Genomic DNA, 18,910 nt, shown 5'->3' on the forward strand with positions numbered 1-18,910 from the left:
GTCCGAGGTGAACAGTTCGTACCTCCAGCATAGGAGAAGAGGCAAACCGAATTATTCGCGGACGTACAAGCGCAGGGTCACGTACGCGGTGACGGCCGCCATTCCGACGCCCACGAGCACCAGCACCGGTGAGACGAACAGCACGTCGCTGTTGGAGATCCGGGCCACGATGTTGGCCTCGTACACGTCGGCGAGCACGTCGTCGATGAACATGTTCTTCGCGGTGAACAGGCCGACGATGGCGAGGACGGCACCCACCAGCGCGGCGACCACCGCCTCGAGCAGGAACGGCAACTGCGTGTACCAGCGGGTGGCACCGACCAGCCTCATGATGCCGACCTCGGTGCGCCGGGTGAACGCGGCGATCTGAACCATGTTCGCGATCAGCAGGATTGCCGCCACGGCCTGGACGATCGCGATCGCGAACGCGGCGTTGCGGACACCGTTGAGGACGCTGAAGAGCCGCTCCACCAGCTCGCGCTGGTTGAGGACGCTCTCGACTCCCGGGCGGGTGCCGAACTTCTCGTTGATCACGCCGAACCGCTCGGGGTCGCTGAGCTTGACCTTGAACGAGGCCGGGAAGCTGTCGGGGCTGACGAGCGCGGCGAGCTCGGGCTGATCCTTGAACACCCGCTCCGTCGCGTCCTTCACGGCGTCGTCCCGGTTGAGGTACTCCACCGACACCACCGACGGGGTCTCGTCCAGTTCCGTGCGCAGCGTCTTGCAGATCTCCCCCTCGCAGCCAGGGTCCGACGTGGAGATGTCGTCGGTGAGGAAGATCTGCACCTCGACGCGGTCCAGGAAGATCTGCTGAGTCTTGCCGGCCATCTGCACCACCAGCAACCCGCTGCCGAACAGGCCGAGCGAGATCGCGGTGGTGAGGATCATCGCGATGGTCATGGTGACGTTGCGACGGAGTCCGGTCAGGACCTCACTGAAAATGAAACTGGCACGCATCGGGGAATCAGAGTCCTTCGTAGGAGGCTTGGGGACAGTACTGAAGCTGGAGTGCAGGGAGGGCGGCTAACGCCCCACGCCGTACACACCCCGAGCCTCGTCGCGCACCACTCTGCCGAGGTCCAGCTCCACCACGCGACGGCGCATCGAGTCGACGATGTGGTGGTCGTGGGTGGCCATCACCACCGTCGTTCCGGTGCGGTTGATCCGTTCGAGCAGCAGCATGATGTCCTGGCTCGTCTCCGGGTCGAGGTTTCCGGTGGGCTCGTCGCACAGGAGCACCAGCGGCCGGTTCACGAACGCCCGCGCGATCGCGACGCGCTGCTGCTCACCGCCCGACAGTTCGGTGGGGAGACGGTCCGCCTTCCCGGACAGCCCGACCATCTCGAGCACCTCGGGGACGGTCCGGGAGATCATCGCGCGCGGCTTCCCGATCACCTCGAGCGCGAACGCGACGTTCTCGGACACGGTCTTCTTCTGCAGGAGCCGGAAGTCCTGGAAGACGACGCCCATGCTCTGCCGCAGCTTCGGCACGCGCCGGGCAGAAAGCTTGTTGACGTGGAAGTCCGCGATGTGAATGTCACCCGACGTCGGCGACTCCTCCTTGAGGAGCAGGCGCATGAACGTCGACTTTCCCGACCCCGACGGGCCGATGAGGAAGACGAACTCGCCCTTGTCCACCTCGACGCTCACCTTGTCCAGGGCGGGCCTCGTGGAGGTCTTGTACGACTTCGACACATTCTCGACGCTGATCACGAGGAGCCAGTCTAGACGTTATCGAACAGTGACCAAATGGAGCGACGCGCGGACGTCATCGTCCGCTCTGCGACGTCGTCGGGACGGAGGACGTGGTCGGCGGTGTGCCCGTCGGCGGAGGCGGGAACGGGTTGGGAATCCCGAACGGCAACGTCGGGGTGGACGTCACCTGACTCGTCCCGGTGGGCTCCGTCTCCTGCGGGATCGCCTCGGGTGTCGTCTCGGTGGTCGTGACCGTCTCCGACGTCGACTCGGTCGTCGGCTCGATCTCGGACGTCGGCAGCGTGGTCTCCTGAAGGGGCGCCTCCCGGGTGGGCACGACAGCCGGCGCGACAGGGCCCTGGACCACCTCTTCGGCCGGGTTCAGATACGTGTACAGCGTGTACAGCACCACCCAGAGGATGCACAGCACCAGCGTCGACGTCCGTACCCGTCCGCCGAAGATCTTGGCGGGAAGGAACGACGAGTGCAGAATCCGGTCCAGTCCGCGCCGGGGTTCGTCGGTCATCCCTCGCCCTCCGCTGCCCGGACCGTCTGGAGGTCCGGTTCGACGGTGATCCCCTGCCGTCTCATCGCGGTGGCGATGCGCACGCGCAGCGCGCGACCGACCTGGAACTGCTTACCCGGCAGGGTTCGCGCCACGACGCGAACGCTGACCTCGTCGACCGTCAGACTCTCCACTCCCATCACCGTCGGTTCGTCGAGCAATAGCTTCTTCAGCCCGCGATCCGCGAAGGCCTCGACACCGACCTGGTGCAGCACCTCGTTGACCCGGTTGATGTCCGACGTGGCCGGGACCGGCACGTCGATCACGGCGCGCGCCCAGTCCTTGGACAGGTTGATCGCCTTGACGATCTGGCCGTTGGGAACGGTGATGACCTCACCGTCCGAGTTCCGCATCCGGGTGACCCGGAGTGTGACGTCCTCGATCACGCCCTCGGCGTCTTCCGACGACCCCGTCACCGCGAGTTGCACCGTGTCACCGAAGCCGTACTGGCGTTCGGTGATGATGAAGAAGCCGGCGAGGATGTCCTGCACCACGCGCTGCGCGCCGAAACCGAGTGCCGCACCGAGCACGGTGGCCGGGGCCACCAGGCTACCGATCGGCAGGCTCAACTGGTCCAGCACCTTCATCGTCGCGATGACGTAGATGATGGTGATGATCACCCAGGTGATCACCTGCGCCACCGAGTGCCGGTGCTTCGTCGCCTCGGACCGGACGAGGGCGTCGCCCTGCATGTAGTTGCTGTCGATCCGGTCGGTGACCTTGCTGCCGCCCCAATTGACGAATCGCGCCATCAGGATCGCTCCGAGGACGGTGAGCGACACAGCAAGCCCCGTCGACGAGAGCCAGTCGAGCAGGTTCTGGGTGGGAGCGAACATCGCCGCCGTCGCTTCCATAGGTATTAGGACGCCTGATTCTCGCGCATCCGCCACCGGATGCCGGATTCGAGGAAACCGTCGATGTCACCGTCGAGCACCGCCGACGGGTTGTTGACTTCGTACTCGGTGCGCAGATCCTTGACCATCTGGTACGGGTGCAGCACGTAGGACCGCATCTGATTGCCCCAGGAACTGCCGCCGTCGCCCTTGAGCGCGTCCATCTCGGCGCGCTCCTCCTTGCGCTTGACCTCGAGCAGCTTCGCCTGCAGGACGCGCATCGCCGACACCTTGTTCTGCAGCTGCGACTTCTCGTTCTGACAGGTCACGACGATGCCGGTCGGAATGTGTGTCAACCGGACCGCGGAGTCGGTGGTATTGACGGACTGCCCACCGGGACCCGAGGAGCGGTACACGTCGACGCGGACGTCGTTCTCGTTGACGTCGATGTGGTCGGTGGTCTCGACCACGGGCAGAACCTCGACCTCGGCGAACGACGTCTGCCGGCGACCCTGGTTGTCGAACGGGCTGATCCGGACCAACCGGTGCGTGCCCATCTCGACGGACAGCGTTCCGTAGCTGTAGGGCGCCTTGACCGCGAACGTCGCGCTCTTGATGCCGGCCTCTTCGGCGTAGGACGTGTCGTAGACCTCGACCCCGTAACCGTGCTTCTCCGCCCAGCGGACGTACATGCGCATCAGCATCTCGGCCCAGTCGGCGGCGTCGACGCCACCGGCGCCGGATCGGATGTTGACCAGTGCGTCACGCTCGTCGTACTCGCCGGAGAGCATCGTCTTGACTTCCATCGCGGCGATGTCCTCGCGCAGGCTGTGCCGCTCGGCGTCGGCGTCGGCAATGGCGTCGGCGCCCTCGTCCTCGGCGAGTTCGTAGAGCACCGGCATGTCGTCGAGCCGCGTCCGCAGTTCCTCGACGCGGCGCAGTTCGGCCTGGGAATGCGAGAGCTGGCTGGTGACCTGCTGGGCGTGCTCCTGGTCGTTCCACAGCTCCGGATCGGCGGCCTGGTGTTCGAGCTCGTCGATGCGGCGGCGCAACTCCTCCACGTCCAGCACCGATTCGACGGTACGGAGGGTGGTGTCGAGCTCGCTGAGGTCTGCGGATACGTCGGGATGCACGGTTCCCAAGGCTACCGGGTGCGCACCCGGGCCCTCTCACCCCTGCTTCCCAGCCGAAGTCACCCCTTCGGATCACGTCGAGTCGAACCCTTGCGGACCCCGGACACCCCTTGTTACATGCACGAGTACGCACATGTTTGTGCCGCCATTCCGGACGGAGTCGAAATGACCGTGACCGACCAGTACCTGAAGAACAACGAGGAGTACGCCGCCGGATTCACCGGGCCACTCCCCCTCCCCCCGAGCAAGCACGTCGCGGTCCTCGCCTGCATGGACGCGCGTCTGGACGTCTACCGGGTCCTCGGCATCCAGGAGGGTGAATCGCACGTCATCCGCAACGCCGGCGGTGTGGTGACGGACGACGAGATCCGGTCGCTCGCGATCAGCCAGCGACTGCTCGGCACCACCGAGATCATCCTCATCCACCACACGGACTGCGGGATGCTCACGTTCACGGACGACGACTTCAAGAAGTCCATCCAGGACGAGGTCGGTATCAAGCCGGCCTGGTCGGCCGAGGCGTTCTCCGACCTCGACGAGGACGTCCGGCAGTCGCTGCGCCGCATCCAGTCCAGCCCGTTCATCACGGCGACCACGTCCCTCCGCGGGTTCGTGTTCGACGTCGCCACCGGGAAGCTCGCGGAAGTGAAGATCGACTGAGTTCGCGCTGGCGCGGTACGAGTCGGCGGTACGAGTAATCTGGGCGACCGTGACCGACCTCCACGCCGACCTGCAGCTCGCCCTCCGAATCGCCGACGAGGCGGACGCGATCACCAGGGCCCGATTCGGGGCGCTCGACCTGTCGGTCGACGACAAGCCCGACCTCACGCCGGTCACCGACGCCGACCTGGCCGTGGAACGGGCAGTGCGCGCGACGCTGGACGCCGAGCGACCCGCCGATGCCGTGCTGGGTGAGGAGTTCGGCGGCGACGCGCAGTTCGCGGGACGCCAGTGGGTGGTCGACCCGATCGACGGGACCAAGAACTTCGTCCGCGGCGTCCCGATCTGGGCCACGCTGATCGCGTTGCTCGAGGACGGCGTTCCCACCGTCGGCGTGGTCAGCGCCCCGGCACTCGCACGCCGCTGGTGGGCCGCGTCGGGCGCGGGCGCCTGGTCGACGTTCGACGGGTCCGAGCCCGCCCGTCTCGCCGTCTCCGCCGTCGACCGACTGGGATCGGCCAGCCTGACGTTCTCGAGCCTGTCGGGATGGAAGGAACTGGGTATCCGCGAACAGTTCCTCTCCCTCACCGACGACGTGTGGCGGGTCCGCGGGTTCGGTGACTTCTTCTCCTACTGCCTGCTCGCCGAGGGCGCCGTCGACATTGCCGCGGAACCCGAGGTGTCGCTGTGGGACCTCGCGCCCCTCGACGTTCTGGTGCGCGAGGCCGGCGGCCGCTTCACCAACCTGGCCGGCGCCGACGGCCCGCACGGAGGCAGCGCACTGGCCACCAACACGCTGCTCCACGAAGAGGCGCTGTCCCGCCTGCGCTCGAACTGACGCCGGCGATAGCACAGCAAGCAGTTCCTGACAAGACTCCGACGGAGGAGTCCGGCTCCGCCATCCTCGGCCCCGAGGAGGACGGCGCGCCGGTGTCCGTCACGAAGAATTTCTCCTGAGCCAAATTCCCGCCGCGATCCTTGCGGCGACAGGACCCAGGAGAATCGTGACTGCCCTCGCCCGACGTACCTTTCTGATGGGACTGGCGTCCGCGCCGTTCGTCCTGTCTGCTGCCTGCGCCTCCGGAGGATCGGACTCCGCTGCCCCCGTCGACGGGAGATTCGCCCGGCGACTCCCGATTCCGCCGTTGGCCGCGTCCACGGTGGACGATGCGGGCGTCCGGCACTTCACGCTCACCGCACGAGCGGGCACGTCCGAGATCCTGCCCGGTCGCGGGACCCCCACCTGGGGTTACGGCGAATCGATGCTCGGCCCGACCCTCCGCGCCCGACGGGGTGAAGCGGTCGCCTTCGCGATCGACAACGAACTACCCGAGTCGACGTCGGTGCACTGGCACGGCATGCACGTCCCGGCCAGGTGTGACGGCGGACCGCACCAGTCGATCGAACCCGGCGCACGGTGGGAGCCGTCATGGACGGTGAACCAGCCGGCCGCCACTCTCTGGTACCACCCCCACCCGCACGGCTCCACCGAGAAGCACGTCTACCGCGGCCTCGCCGGACTCTTCCTCATCGACGACGACGCGACCGACGCCCTCGATCTACCGAAAACGTATGGTCTGGACGATATTCCGCTGATCATTCAGGACAGGCGGTTCACCGCGGACGGTGCGCTGGACGAATCGGACCCGACGGACGTCGGCCTGCTCGGCGACACGATCGTCACCAACGGAATCGCCGGTGCGCACCTTCCCGTCGCTACCGGGCTGATTCGATTGCGTGTCCTCAACGGCTCGTCGGGCCGCCTCTACAACCTCGGCTTCTCCGACGACCGCGAGTTCCGCCTGGTCGCGACGGACGGGGGTCTCCTCGGCGAACCGGTGCCCCTTCGCCGGATCCAGGTCAGTCCGGGCGAACGGATCGAACTCGTCGTCGCAGCGGGTGACGGGCGCACCGTGATGCTGCGTTCGCATCCGATAGAGGGCCGGGGCGGCGTCGACCGCGGCGACGCCGCCGGGTACGGCCTCGAGGATACGTTCGACATCCTCGAACTGCGGCCGGACCGCCGCCCGCTCCCCTCCCGGCCGATTCCGCCCAGGCTGGTGGCCGTCCCGCGACTCGACCCGGCCACCGCTGCCGCGGAACGGAGTTTCGAACTGCGGTGGTTCATGATCAACGGAGCACGAATGGACATGAACCGCATCGACTTCTCCCCCGCCGTCGGCACCACGGAGGTGTGGACGGTGCGCAACGTCGACAACTGGCCACACAACTTCCATGTTCACGACGTGCAATTCCAGATCGTCGACATCGACGGCTCCCCGCCACCACCGGCGCTGGCCGGCTGGAAGGACACCGTCTACACGCCTCCCGGAACCGAGATCCGGCTGGCGATGCGTTTCATCGACTACACCGACGCGACGTATCCGTACATGTTCCACTGTCACCTTCTGCTCCACGAGGACCGCGGAATGATGGGACAGTTCCTCGTCCTGGAGCCCGGTCAGCGGCCGGCCCCGATGACGATGGCGATGCCGTCGAACGACCACCACGGTGGCTAGTGCCGGGTGTGGGCGAACACGGCCAGCCGAACCCGGTTGTCGCAGCCCGTCTTCTCCATCAGGTTCGCCACGTGCGTCTTCACCGTCGTGACACCGATGTAGAGGCGGGCCGCGATCTCCTGATTGCCCAGCCCTTCTCCCACCAGGGTCAGCACTTCCCGCTCCCGCCCCGTCAGTGCGATCGACGTCGAGGACTGCCCGTCCGGAGGTGCGATGTCCAGCGCCCGGTCGACGAGGCGGCGGAGCAGCGCGGGTGTGAAGATCGTGTCGCCCGCTGCCGTCCGGCGAATCGCGTTCAGGAGTTCGCCGGGATCGGTGTCCTTGACGAGGAATCCGGCTGCCCCCGCGGCCAGTGCCGGATAGAAGTGGTCGTCGTCGTCGAACGTGGTGAGGACCAGAACCTTCACTGCGGGATGTGAGCTCGCGATCTGCCGGGTCGCCGCGATCCCGTCGAGTCCCGGCATGCGCAGGTCCATCAGGATCACATCGGGTGAGCGCTCCGCCACGAGTCGCACCGCCTCCAGCCCGTTCGACGCCTCACCGACCACGTCGATGTCGTCCGTCGCCTCACACAACATCCGCAGTCCCGCGCGGACGAGCCGCTGGTCGTCGACTATCAGTACCCGTATCACTAGCCCACAACCTCATTCGTGCCGGTGTCGTCGCCGACACGACCGGGCAGCCAGGCATCGACCACCCACCCGTTCACGGTATCCGTCACTCCGAGGGTGCCGCCCGCGAGTTCCACCCGTTCGCCCATGCCGATGATGCCGTGACCCTCCGAGCGATCCGCGGGGATGGCGCGGTGACCGGTGCTGGCTACCCGCAGGGCGATTCCGCCGGCGTTCGGTTCGAGTGTCACGGACACGGCGCCACCGGGAGCGGAGTGCCTCATCGCATTCGTCAGCGATTCCTGCACCACACGCAAGAGGGTCAGCCGGCCGATCGCGTCGAGCGGGGCGATGCCGGGGTCGATCTCCGCCGCCACCGGGAAGCCCGCCGCCCGCGTTCGGTCGACCGCAGCGGCGATCTCGATCGACAGCGCCTCGGGTTCCACGAGCGTCACGTCGCCCATCGAGGGATCGCGCAACCCGACGAGCAGTCGCCGGATGTCGGCGAGCGCATCGGATGCGGTGCGGTGCACGTCCTCGAGGACAGCACCCGTCCGGCCGTCCACATCCGTCAGCACGTGCTGCGCCACCCCGATCCGGAGCACGATCGACGCCATGTGGTGTGCGACGAGATCGTGCAGTTCCCGCGCCAGAGCGTTGCGCTCGGCGACCACGGCGCGGGACCGGTCCTCCAGCCTGCGGGATTCGGCCTCGGCGGCGCGCAGCCGGTACGTCGCGGCGAGATCTCGTTGCGCGCGCAGATAGAGACCGAGCAGCAGCGGCAGTCCGACGTACGCCACGGTGGACACGACGGTGGCCACCCGCCAGAACGTGCTGTAGGAGTCCCACCACAGACCGGCCACCACCGCTGCCGTCCAGCACAGCGTGGCGGCGAGGATCGCCGGCCTCCGCCGGGCGCGCATCGCGACGTCGACCAGCGCGACCGCGCCGAGGTAGGGGACCAGTTCGGAGAGCCCCCAGGCGTGCGCCGCGAACATCGGGACCGCGAGCACGGACGTGACGATCGACACCGGCAGCGGCCACCGGCCCCCGGCGGCGAACACGACGGCGGCCGTCATCGCGAGCAGCCAGTAACTCGGGGGTACGCGGTACTCGCCGGGGAACGTGCTCGCCAGCAGCAGCATCGGCGCGAGCAGCAGGGGCGCGAGACGTATCGGCGTGAGACGTACGCAGGAACGGAGCCGGCGAATCGCGGGGATCTCGATCACCGCTTCACCGTAGGTGAGCGGATTTGCCGCCACCTCCTCCCCGAGAAGGAGCGGGGCGTTTCGCGGACGGTTGCAGGCATTCGAACTTACTCGATAGTAGACACCCACCTTACCGCTGAGTAAGATAGATCGTGTCCACGCCCGAACACCGAGAAACAGCTGGTGATCATGAGCAAGCAAGACACTGTTGCCCCCCACGACAGCGCGAAGCGGAAGCCCCGCGACACGTCCGCCGTCGGACTGAATCCGGTCAAGCGCGACGCCATGGGTGCCGCGATGCGTGTGCTGACCAAGATCACCGGTTCCGAGCTGGCCGAGAAGTACAACCTGCGCCAGACGATCGACCGGGTGACCTACGAAGGCACGAAGACCGGCTTCAAGACACTTGGCGCCGCGACCCGCGGGTTCCAGAAGGTGTCCGGCGGCGGTGCGCCGAAGCGCCTCCCCGACAACCCGACCGCCAAGGCCGGCTACTTCGACCTCACTCCGAGCGACGAGCAGCAGATGATCGTCGAGACCGTGCGTGAGTTCGCGGCCGAGATCCTGCGACCTGCGGGCCACGACGCCGACGCCGCCGCGGCGGCCCCGGCGGATCTCGTGAAGCGCGCCGCCGAACTGGGCATCACCCTCATCAACGTTCCCGAGGAACTCGACGGGGCCGCCAGCGAGCGCGGGGCCGTCACCAACTCCCTCGTCGCCGAGGCTCTCGCCCACGGCGACATGGGGCTCGCCCTGCCGATCCTCGCGCCGAGCGGCGTCGCCGTCGCCCTCACCCAGTGGGGCACCGACTCCCAGCAGAAGACCTACCTGCCCTCGTTCACGGGCGAGCAGGTTCCGAACGCCGCCGTAGTCGTCAACGAGCCACGCGCACTGTTCGATCCGTTCGCGTTGCAGACCAAAGCGGTTCGCTCCCCCAGCGGTTACAAGCTCAACGGCGTCAAGAGCCTCGTTCCCGCCGCCGCCTCGTCGGAGCTGTTCATCGTGGCAGCCGAACTCGACGGCAAGCCCTCGTTCTTCATCGTCGAGGCCGACACCAAGGGACTCGTCGTCGAGGCGGACCCGAGCATGGGGCTGCGCGCCGCGGGCCTCGGCCGGCTCAACCTCACCGATGTCGCGGTGCCCGAGTCGGGTCTGCTCGGCGACGCCGACGCCGACGTGCGGAAGTCCGAGTACGCCGACGCCATCCGGCTCGCCCGCCTGGGCTGGGCGTCGCTCGCCGTCGGCACCGGACAGGCCGTTCTCGACTACGTGATCCCGTACGTCAACGAGCGGGTCGCGTTCGGCGAACCGATCAGCAACCGTCAGGCGGTCGCGTTCATGGTCGCGAACATCGGCATCGAACTCGACGGCCTGCGTCTGGTGACGTTGCGCGGCGCCTCACGCGCCGAGCAGGGGCTCTCCTTCGCCCGCGAATCGGCCCTCGCCCGAAAGCTGGCATCCGAGAAGGGCATGCAGATCGGCCTCGACGGCGTCCAGCTGCTCGGTGGCCACGGTTACACCAAGGAACATCCCGTGGAGCGCTGGTACCGCGATCTGCGCGCCATCGGCGTCGCCGAGGGCATCGTCCTGATCTGAGCGGCCGGATTCGAACTAAGGAAACTGTCATGATCAACCTCGAACTTCCCAAGAAGCTCAAAGCCTCCGCGAATCAGGCGCACCAGGTCGCCGCGGAAATTTTCCGGCCGATCTCCCGCAAGTACGATCTCGCGGAGCACGCCTACCCCAAGGAACTCGACACCATGGCCGCCATGGTGGAGGGACTCAACGACTCCGGTAAGGGTGCGGCGGGCGCCGCCCTCGGACGAGGAGACGAGCCGAAGGTCATCGGGAACGTCAACGGCGGCAACATGTCGTCGCTGATGAACGTCATCGAAACCTGCTGGGGCGATGTCGGTCTCACACTGGCGATCCCGTACCAGGGCCTGGGTAACTCGGCCATCGCCGCCGTCGCCACCGACGAGCAGCTCGAGCGTTTCGGCAAGGTGTGGGCCTCGATGGCCATCACCGAACCCGGCTTCGGTTCCGACTCCGCCGCCGTAACCACCACCGCGGTCCTCGACGGCGACGAGTACGTGCTCAACGGCGAGAAGATCTTCGTCACGGCCGGCGAGCGCTCCACGCACATCGTCGTGTGGGCCACCGTCGACAAGACGAAGGGCCGCGCCGCGATCAAGTCATTCGTCGTCCCGCGCGACGCCCCGGGCCTGAGTGTCGCCCGCCTCGAGCACAAGCTGGGCATCAAGGCGTCCGATACCGCGGTACTGCTGCTGCAGGACTGCCGGATCCCCAAGGACAACCTGCTCGGCACGCCGGAGGTCAACGTCGAGAAGGGCTTCGCCGGCGTCATGCAGACGTTCGACAACACCCGACCGATCGTCGCCGGCATGGCGGTCGGCCTCGGCCGCGCCGCGCTCGAAGAACTGCGCAGCATCCTCTCCGACGCCGGTGTGGAGATCTCCTACGACACCCCCGCGTACAACCAGCACGCGGCCGCCGCCGAGTTCCTGCAGCTCGAGGCCGACTGGGAAGCCGCCTACCTGCTCGCTCTGCGCGCAACGTGGATGGCGGACAACAAGAAGCCGAACTCACTCGAAGCATCCATGTCGAAGGCGAAGGCCGGTCGCACCGGAACCGCCATTTCCCTCAAGGCCGTCGAACTCGCCGGGACCTTGGGCTACTCGGAGCGCCCGCTGCTCGAGAAGTGGGCGCGCGATTCCAAGATCCTCGACATCTTCGAGGGAACGCAGCAGATCCAGCAGCTGATCGTCGCTCGCCGTCTGCTCGGAAAGTCGTCCGCCGAGCTGAAGTAGCAGCTCGAGGGGGACTTTCATCGAGGGGTGTAGCCCCCGCCGCGCTCACCTGCGGCGGGGGCTTCTTCGTGCGGGACATCCGGCTTCGCCGGACCGCGTGGCCGGACCGGCCTCTTCATCTACGCTGAACGGGAAATCCGTCACTGCAGCCGGAGGGGTTCGCCATGCCAGCTCAGCACTTCCTCACCAAGATCACGGACACCGTGGGAGCTGTGCGGGTGATGAACCGCGCAGGCCTCGTTCCCTTCCCCCGCGTCGACCAGGGCGTCCGCTCGATCCTGGCCGTGCGGAAGTACGGTCCGTTCGCCGGGCCCGTCCACGCGAATGCCGAGGCCGGGCTGGATGCGGTGGCCCTGATCGACGAGCGCGGCCCGCTCACCTACACCGACATCGAGGAGCAGTCCAACGCCCTGGTGCGGGCCTGGCAGGCCGACGGCATCACTCCCGGTTCGGTCATGGGATGCATGTGCCGCAATCATCGCGGCCTGGTCCTCACGATGCTCGCCGCCGCCAAGAACGGCACCAAGCTGGTGCTGATGAACACCGGGTTCGCCCGGCCGCAACTCGTGGACGTCGCCGCCCGCGAACAGGTTCAGGCGTTCGTGTACGACGACGAGTTCCACGCGGTCGCCGAGGCCCTCCCGGACGAGGTCATCGCCTATCGCTCCTGGGTGGAGGACGATTCGACATCCCAGGTCCGCACACTCGACGACGTGATGGAGGGCAGAGACCGCAGTACGCTCCCCGCGCCGTCCACGCAGGGCGGATTCGTCCTCCTCACCAGCGGCACCACGGGCACACCGAAGGGCGCTCCCCGCGGACACACGTCGCCGCTCGCGTCGGCCCAGTTCCTCGACCGGGTTCCGCTGCGACGCGGGCAGACGATGATGATGGCGGCCCCCGCCTTCCACGGGACGGGAGTCTCCCAGTTCGCGCTCGCGCTGGCGCTGGGCCAGACCGTGGTGATGCATCGCAAGTTCGACCCGGAGAACACGATCCGCCTGGTCGAGAAGCACCGGTGCGACACACTGGTCGTCGTTCCCACCATGCTGCAGCGCATCATCGACCTCGGGCCCGAGACCCTGGCCAAGTACGACACGTCGAGCCTGAAGATCATCTTCGCGGCCGGGTCCGCACTCTCCCCCGACCTCTGCAAGCGCACCACCGCCGCCTTCGGCGAGGTGCTCCACAACCTGTACGGCTCGACCGAGGTCGCCGTCGCCACCGTCGCGACTCCGGCCGACCTCGCGCTGGCGCCGGGCACCGCGGGGAGGGCACCCGTCACCTGCCACGTGGAACTCTACGACGAGTCGGGTCAACGGATCACCGAACCCGAGACCGTCGGACGAATCTTCGTCGCCAGCGGTCTCAGCTTCGCCGGCTACACCGACGGTCGCGACAAGGAGCGCATCAACGGTCTGCTGTCCACCGGCGACGTCGGCCACTTCGACCGCAACGGCCTCCTCTTCGTGGACGGCCGGGACGACGACATGATCGTCTCCGGCGGCGAGAACGTCTACCCCCTCGAGGTCGAGAACCTGCTCGCCGACCGCGAGGACGTGCTCGAGGCTGCTGTGATCGGTGTCGAGGACCCCGAATTCGGCCATCGCCTCAGGGCTTTCGTGGTACCCGGTCCGGGGTCCGCGAAGGACGCCGACGAGTTGAAGGCCCACGTCAAGTCGAACCTGGCGCGGTACAAGGTGCCCCGCGAGATCATCTTCATCGAGGAACTCCCCCGCAACGCGACGGGCAAGTTGCTGCGTCGCGTCCTGATCGAGATGGACGTCACGGAGAGCTGATCCCGATCGCGGCATCGGTGAACCGGTTCGTGTAGATCTGTTCCGCCGTCAGCGAATCCGGGATCGCGGCACCCCCGGCAACGAGGATCGGTTTCAGTTCGTCGACCGTCCCCTGCACTCGCGCCATGTCGTACGTTCCGACCGATCCGTCGGCCTCGTTCGCGATCAGCCCTTCGTCCTTCAGCAGTTGGGCACTGAACTCCGCCTCGCCCTCGGAGTAGGGCGAGAACGAGGAGTCCCGGGACACGACGTCCACGATGGCCTCGTTGGTGACCCCGGGAGCGGTGATGTAATCGGCGGTGGACTGCTGGATGATCGGCACCAGTTTCTGCAGGCACGGCGTCAGAGACTCCAGCTTGTCCGCGCGAACGGAGATGTTGGACGCGTAGATGTCGAAGCCCGAGTCCTTCAGGAGGTCGTAGGCGACCGGCTTGTCCCAGGCGGGAGTCTCGTACTCGTAGGTGTACGGCTCCGAGTTCGCGAAACCCTGTTGCGCGATCGCGGGATCCCCGACGAACCGGGAGGGCGCGCCGTCGTAACTCGTGTCGATCTGGGACTCCTTCAGCAGACCCCGGGCCACCAGCCACTGGGGGAACAGCTGTTCCTTCGAGACCACCACGAAGGCATCGGACTGCCCGATGTCGGCCACGGTCCGCCAGTCCGGGTGGGTCTGCGCATCCCACATCAGGATCGCCGGGCTGTACTTCAGCAGCGGCGTCACCGCCACGACCGGTTGGCTCGCGGCGGCGGCGATCACCTGATCCCCGTGGACAACGCCGAGTGCGATCGAATCGTCCACGTACATCTGCGACGTCACCGACTGGAAGCCGATCGCCGGACCGCCGGCGCGGAGTGTCAGATCCACACCCGTGTCCTTACCGCCGGCCACCAGCGGTCCGGTCACGGACTTCTCGTCGGCGTCGACGGCGTATCCGGCGCCGAGCATCCGGAACAACCCGCCCATGTCCGACTGCGGCTGCCACTGCAACTGGACCACGACGTTTTCCGGGCACACCCCGGCGAGAGTCTGCGATTCGGCGGCGGGTTCGAGGGTGATCCCGGCGGCGCTGCCGCCGTCGGCCGAGCTGCACGCCGAGAGGCCGAGTGCGGCCAGCACGACGGCGGACATGCCCGCCTGCCGGAGGGTCCTGATGTTGCGGTTCATTGTTCTCCTCGCGAACACAATCGATGACGGTGGTCGCCGGCACCGCGGAGGTGCGGCGAACACTCGTGACGACCAAGGGAATTCGGTGCCGGCTCGACGCGTCGGCGGCCGGTGCGCCCAGTGTGCACGCGAACTGATTACATGCAATATCAATTTTGTTTCGGTCACGTGAACGACCGCCTTGGTGCTCGCTATCACGCCACCTACTCGACGTTTTGCGCAGGATCGGCCACATGTCACCCGGTGTTCACACTTCGCAACCCGTACGACATACATGTAATCGAGACTATTCCGATCGAAAGGACCCATTCGTTGCATGCATTAGTCACTGGAGGTTGGGATGAGACTCGCCGACACGACGCGGGACGTCGACGCCCGCAGGCTCACACACGACGTCGCGATCGCCTTCAGCAGCGTCGTCAAACGGTTCGACACGGGAACCGTCGCACTGGACGGCATCGACCTCGACGTTCACCGCGGCGACTTCGTCGCAGTCGTCGGACCTTCGGGCTGCGGGAAGTCGACACTGCTGAGAATGGCCGCGGGACTGGAACGTCCGACCGAAGGATCCGTGACCCTGGCCACCGACTCCGTCGGGTTCATCTTTCAGGAACCCACACTGCTGCCTTGGCGGAGCGTGCGCGCCAACGTGGAACTCTCGGCCGAACTCGGCCTGGGCGACGCGGCGGTCCGGAAGGCACGCGCGGCCGAGGCCGTCACCGCCGTCGGGCTGGACGGTTTCGCCGACCAGCTACCCCGGTCGCTGTCCGGCGGAATGAAGATGCGCGTCTCCCTCGCCCGCGCCCTCACGCTCGCACCCGAGGTGATGCTCCTCGACGAGCCGTTCGGGGCCCTCGACGAGATGACCAGGCTCGACATGCAGGTCGAACTCCACCGGCTGTACAGCAACCGGGGGTTCACGTCGATGTTCATCACCCACTCGGTGTCGGAAGCGGTGTACCTCGCCAACCGGGTCGTCGTCATGACCGCGCGGCCCGGACGGATCGCCTCGGTCGTCGACATCGACTTCCCTCACCCGCGAAGCCCCCAACTGCGATTCGACCCGAAATACACCGAGTACGTCGCCCAGATCTCGACCTGCCTGCACGGGAGCACACGATGACCGAAGCACCTGCCGTCCTGCCCCTTCCTGTCGCGACCGCGCGGACCCCGGCCGTGACGGCCACGGGCTCGCAGGCGCGGCGACCGCGAACGGTCACGGTGGCCACGGGCCTGCTGTTTCCCGTGCTGTCGCTGGCAGGAGCACTCGCACTGTGGTCCGCGGTGAGCTGGTTCGTCCTCTCCCCCGAACGGCGATTCCTCCTTCCTCCGCCGAATCGTGTTCTCACGCAGTCGCTCCTGGACTGGAAACACCTGTCCCCGATGCTCGAGGCGCTCGCCGTCACTGCCCGCGTCGCGCTGGTCGGCTTCGTCGTGGCCGTGCTCGTCGGAGTCGGTACCGGAGTCTTGATGAGCCGCGCGAAGTGGATCGAACGGATCATCTACCCCTACGCCGTGGTGCTCCAGGTGATTCCGATCCTCGCGATCGTCCCGCTGATCGGCCTCTGGTTCGGTTACGGAATGACGGCCCGCACACTCGTGTGCGTCCTCATCGCGGCCTTTCCCATCATCACCAACACTCACTTCGGACTCCAGTCCGTCGACCGCGGCCTGCACGAACTGTTCACACTCGGCCGGGCATCCCGATGGGATCGCCTGGTAAAACTGGAACTTCGCGCGGCACTGCCCGGCGTCCTCGCCGGCATCCGCACCGCGTCCGGCCTCGTCGTCGTCGGCGCGATCATCGGAGACATGTTCTTCGCCAAGGGCGAGCCCGGCATCGGCACGCTTCTCGACGTGTTCCGCAGCCGGCTCCAATCCGAGGATCTCATCGCCGCGATCGTGATCGCATCAGTCTTCGGCGTCGCCGTGTTCTCCGCGTTCGGCATCCTGTCCCGACTGCTCGTCGGCAGCTGGCACGCGTCCGGCCACAAGTCCTGACCACCGCTTCCCCGAAAGGCCGTCATGCCCACTTCCCCGTTCATCGTCCCGACCGTCGACATCAGCCCGTATCTCGCCGAGGGAGCGCGCGCCCACAACAGCGCCGAATGCGCTCGTGTGGCAGCGGAACTCGACACCGCGTGCCGTGAGGTCGGCTTCGTCCAGATCGTCGGTCACCGGATCCCGGAGCGACGGTCGACCGCCTCACCAGTGCGCTCGACGAATTCTTCGGACTCCCGCTCGTGACCAAGAAGAAGTACCGGCGCTCCTCCGCCGAGAACCGTGGGTACTCGCCGCCCGCGTCCGAGTCCCTGAGCATGAGTCTCGGGGTGGAGTCCGCGAACATGATGAACGACTTCTACAAGGCCTTCATCGTCGGGACCGAGACCACCGAGTACCCCGAACTCGAACTCCCCGAGACCAGCTACGCCACAACACCTGGCCGGAGGACGCCCCGGCGTTCCGCAGCGGCGTGGAGGAATACTTCGCGCGCGCCCAGGTACTTGCACGAATTCTCCTGGCCGCGTTCGCCGATGCCCTTCGGGTGGAACCGGGATACTTCGACGCGATGGTCGACCATTCGATCAATGCATTGAAGATGAACAACTATGCGCTCCCCGAGGGCGAGGCCGCATTCGACGGCGATGCCACCGGCATGGGCGCACACACCGACTTCGGAATTCTCACGATTCTCTGGACCGATCAGGTTCCCGGCCTGCAGGTCCTCGGCTCCGACAACACGTGGCACGATACGCAGCCCGCCGACGACGCGTTGCTGATCAACCTCGGCGACGCCATGGCCCGGTGGACCCACGACCGGTGGCGCTCGACCGTGCACCGGGTGAATCCGCCCATCACCGACGGACAGATCATTCGCCGGCGATCCGCGGCGTTCTTCTTCGACGGGAACCACGACGCCGTGATCGCACCGCTCCCCGGCACGCTCGTCGACGGGGAGCCGGGATACCCGCCGATCACGGCCGCGGAGAACATCGCGGCCAAGGTCGCCGGATTGAAGGCAGGCGTCAAACCGGCTGCGGCACTTCGCGAAGCCGCACGGGTGCTGTCCGCCCACTAGCGGGATCAGCCGGTGGGAGGCCCTCCCGCCGGCGATCGAATAGAGTCGACGCAGGAGCCGGGCCGGGCGGCGAGGTCACGACCCGCCCCGAGGGAAGGGTTCGGAAGGATCGATGACACACACGGAACGAGCCCTGCTCACCGAATCCGTTCACGACACTCTTCGTGAACAGATCTTCTCCGGCGAACTGCCCCCCGGCACGCCCCTCAGCGTTCCGGCGCTGGCCGCGAAACTGAACGTCAGCCGCACCCCCGTCCGGGAGGCCGTGCAGCAACTCATCTACGAGGGCATCGCCGTCTACACCCGCAACGCGGGCGCCAAGGTCGATTCGCTCGACGCGGACTCGATCCGCGCCGTCTTCGAGGTCCGCGAGGTACTCGACGGACTGGCTGCATTTCACGCGACTGCCGCTGCCACCCATGAGACGGTGCAGCAATTGAAGAAGATGGTGCAGGTCCAACGTGAACTGCTGGACGGTCCCGCCGATCAGCGTCGCGATTCACGGCTCGACCTCGAATTCCACACCCTCATCCGGGAAACCGCCCGCAACAAGCCGCTGAGCGAAGCCCTCCTGCGGTTGGACGGGCAATCGCACCTGTACCGGTCGGACATGTGGAGTGCGGATCTGAATCGGAGACTCGCCGTCACCGAACACGAGCGGATCGTCGGGGCCATCGAGTCCGGAGATGCGGTCGGGGCGCGGGCAGCAGCGTGCGCACATGTGGCGGGATTGCTGATACGGACGACGCGTATGTGAGAACCGCCCCCTCGACCGGGGGACGAGCGGAGACAAAAAAGAACCGGTGTCCTGG

At 66.9% G+C, this 18,910-nt stretch carries 17 protein-coding genes and 1 pseudogene; 10 read left to right on the forward strand and 8 right to left on the reverse strand.

The window, feature by feature from the left end; genetic code table 11:
* Positions 1-51: 51 nt before the first annotated feature.
* The 5 genes from ftsX to prfB all read right to left on the reverse strand — a co-directional run bounded on the left by ftsX (position 52) and on the right by prfB (position 4,226).
* Entirely contained in the window at positions 52-957 is a 906-nt protein-coding gene (ftsX, locus tag JVH1_RS04245; RefSeq protein WP_009479608.1) for a permease-like cell division protein FtsX, read from the reverse strand.
* 66 nt (positions 958-1,023) lie between these two features.
* Positions 1,024-1,713: a cell division ATP-binding protein FtsE gene (gene ftsE, locus JVH1_RS04250; RefSeq protein WP_005240222.1), complete on the reverse strand. Its 690-nt coding sequence runs from the start codon at positions 1,711-1,713 to the stop codon at positions 1,024-1,026.
* A 55-nt stretch (positions 1,714-1,768) separates the two neighbouring features.
* Positions 1,769-2,221, reverse strand: coding sequence for a hypothetical protein (locus JVH1_RS04255; protein ID WP_009479607.1), 453 nt, complete (start codon positions 2,219-2,221; stop codon positions 1,769-1,771).
* Positions 2,218-3,114, reverse strand: a complete 897-nt coding sequence (locus JVH1_RS04260; protein ID WP_005240218.1) for a mechanosensitive ion channel family protein — start codon at positions 3,112-3,114, stop codon at positions 2,218-2,220. Before JVH1_RS04260 ends, JVH1_RS04255 begins: the two co-directional genes overlap by 4 nt.
* Before the next feature lie 5 nt (positions 3,115-3,119).
* Entirely contained in the window at positions 3,120-4,226 is a 1,107-nt protein-coding gene (prfB, locus tag JVH1_RS04265) for a peptide chain release factor 2 (protein WP_009479605.1), read from the reverse strand.
* A 165-nt stretch (positions 4,227-4,391) separates the two neighbouring features.
* Between prfB and JVH1_RS04270 the strand changes: the two genes are divergently transcribed.
* The 3 genes from JVH1_RS04270 (at position 4,392) to JVH1_RS04280 (ending at position 7,405) form a co-directional block, all read left to right on the forward strand.
* Positions 4,392-4,886: a carbonic anhydrase gene (locus JVH1_RS04270; protein ID WP_009479604.1), complete on the forward strand. Its 495-nt coding sequence runs from the start codon at positions 4,392-4,394 to the stop codon at positions 4,884-4,886.
* 49 nt (positions 4,887-4,935) lie between these two features.
* Positions 4,936-5,724, forward strand: a complete 789-nt coding sequence (hisN, locus tag JVH1_RS04275) for a histidinol-phosphatase (RefSeq protein WP_009479603.1) — start codon at positions 4,936-4,938, stop codon at positions 5,722-5,724.
* A 166-nt stretch (positions 5,725-5,890) separates the two neighbouring features.
* On the forward strand, positions 5,891-7,405 hold the full coding sequence (locus JVH1_RS04280) for a multicopper oxidase family protein (RefSeq protein WP_009479602.1): 1,515 nt from the start codon (positions 5,891-5,893) through the stop codon (positions 7,403-7,405).
* Here the strand turns inward: JVH1_RS04280 and JVH1_RS04285 are convergent.
* Both JVH1_RS04285 and JVH1_RS04290 read right to left on the reverse strand, forming a co-directional pair.
* Positions 7,402-8,037 carry a response regulator transcription factor gene (locus JVH1_RS04285; protein WP_009479601.1) on the reverse strand — a complete coding sequence of 212 codons (636 nt, stop codon included), beginning with the start codon at positions 8,035-8,037 and terminating at the stop codon, positions 7,402-7,404. The genes JVH1_RS04280 and JVH1_RS04285 overlap by 4 nt on opposite strands.
* A complete protein-coding gene (locus tag JVH1_RS04290) occupies positions 8,037-9,278 on the reverse strand; it encodes a sensor histidine kinase (protein ID WP_009479600.1) in 1,242 nt (413 codons plus the stop codon). The genes JVH1_RS04285 and JVH1_RS04290 overlap by 1 nt, the downstream gene beginning before the upstream one ends.
* Positions 9,279-9,407: 129 nt before the next feature.
* Between JVH1_RS04290 and JVH1_RS04295 the strand changes: the two genes are divergently transcribed.
* The 3 genes from JVH1_RS04295 (at position 9,408) to JVH1_RS04305 (ending at position 13,854) form a co-directional block, all read left to right on the forward strand.
* Positions 9,408-10,820, forward strand: a complete 1,413-nt coding sequence (locus JVH1_RS04295; protein WP_009479599.1) for an acyl-CoA dehydrogenase family protein — start codon at positions 9,408-9,410, stop codon at positions 10,818-10,820.
* Between the two features lie 29 nt (positions 10,821-10,849).
* A complete protein-coding gene (locus tag JVH1_RS04300) occupies positions 10,850-12,055 on the forward strand; it encodes an acyl-CoA dehydrogenase family protein (RefSeq protein ID WP_005240205.1) in 1,206 nt (401 codons plus the stop codon).
* A 164-nt stretch (positions 12,056-12,219) separates the two neighbouring features.
* Positions 12,220-13,854 carry an acyl-CoA synthetase gene (locus tag JVH1_RS04305; protein ID WP_009479598.1) on the forward strand — a complete coding sequence of 545 codons (1,635 nt, stop codon included), beginning with the start codon at positions 12,220-12,222 and terminating at the stop codon, positions 13,852-13,854.
* Here JVH1_RS04305 and JVH1_RS04310 read toward each other — a convergent pair.
* Positions 13,841-15,019 (reverse strand): hypothetical protein, encoded by a 1,179-nt coding sequence (locus tag JVH1_RS04310; RefSeq protein ID WP_009479597.1) that lies wholly within the window; start codon positions 15,017-15,019, stop codon positions 13,841-13,843. The genes JVH1_RS04305 and JVH1_RS04310 overlap by 14 nt on opposite strands.
* A gap of 340 nt (positions 15,020-15,359) precedes the next feature.
* On the opposite strand from JVH1_RS04310, the gene JVH1_RS04315 reads away from it, so the two are divergent.
* The 4 genes and pseudogenes from JVH1_RS04315 to JVH1_RS04330 all read left to right on the forward strand — a co-directional run bounded on the left by JVH1_RS04315 (position 15,360) and on the right by JVH1_RS04330 (position 18,855).
* Complete coding sequence (locus tag JVH1_RS04315) at positions 15,360-16,142, forward strand: ABC transporter ATP-binding protein (RefSeq protein ID WP_009479595.1); 783 nt, start codon at positions 15,360-15,362, stop codon at positions 16,140-16,142.
* Positions 16,139-17,020, forward strand: a complete 882-nt coding sequence (locus JVH1_RS04320) for an ABC transporter permease (protein ID WP_009479594.1) — start codon at positions 16,139-16,141, stop codon at positions 17,018-17,020. Before JVH1_RS04315 ends, JVH1_RS04320 begins: the two co-directional genes overlap by 4 nt.
* Before the next feature lie 24 nt (positions 17,021-17,044).
* A pseudogene (locus JVH1_RS04325) lies at positions 17,045-18,098 on the forward strand (isopenicillin N synthase family dioxygenase).
* 112 nt (positions 18,099-18,210) lie between these two features.
* A complete protein-coding gene (locus JVH1_RS04330) occupies positions 18,211-18,855 on the forward strand; it encodes a GntR family transcriptional regulator (protein WP_009479591.1) in 645 nt (214 codons plus the stop codon).
* Positions 18,856-18,910: the final 55 nt, after the last annotated feature.

The sequence above is a fragment of the Rhodococcus sp. JVH1 genome (assembly GCF_000280725.2).
Taxonomy (GTDB): Bacteria; Actinomycetota; Actinomycetes; order Mycobacteriales; family Mycobacteriaceae; genus Rhodococcus_F; species Rhodococcus_F jostii_A.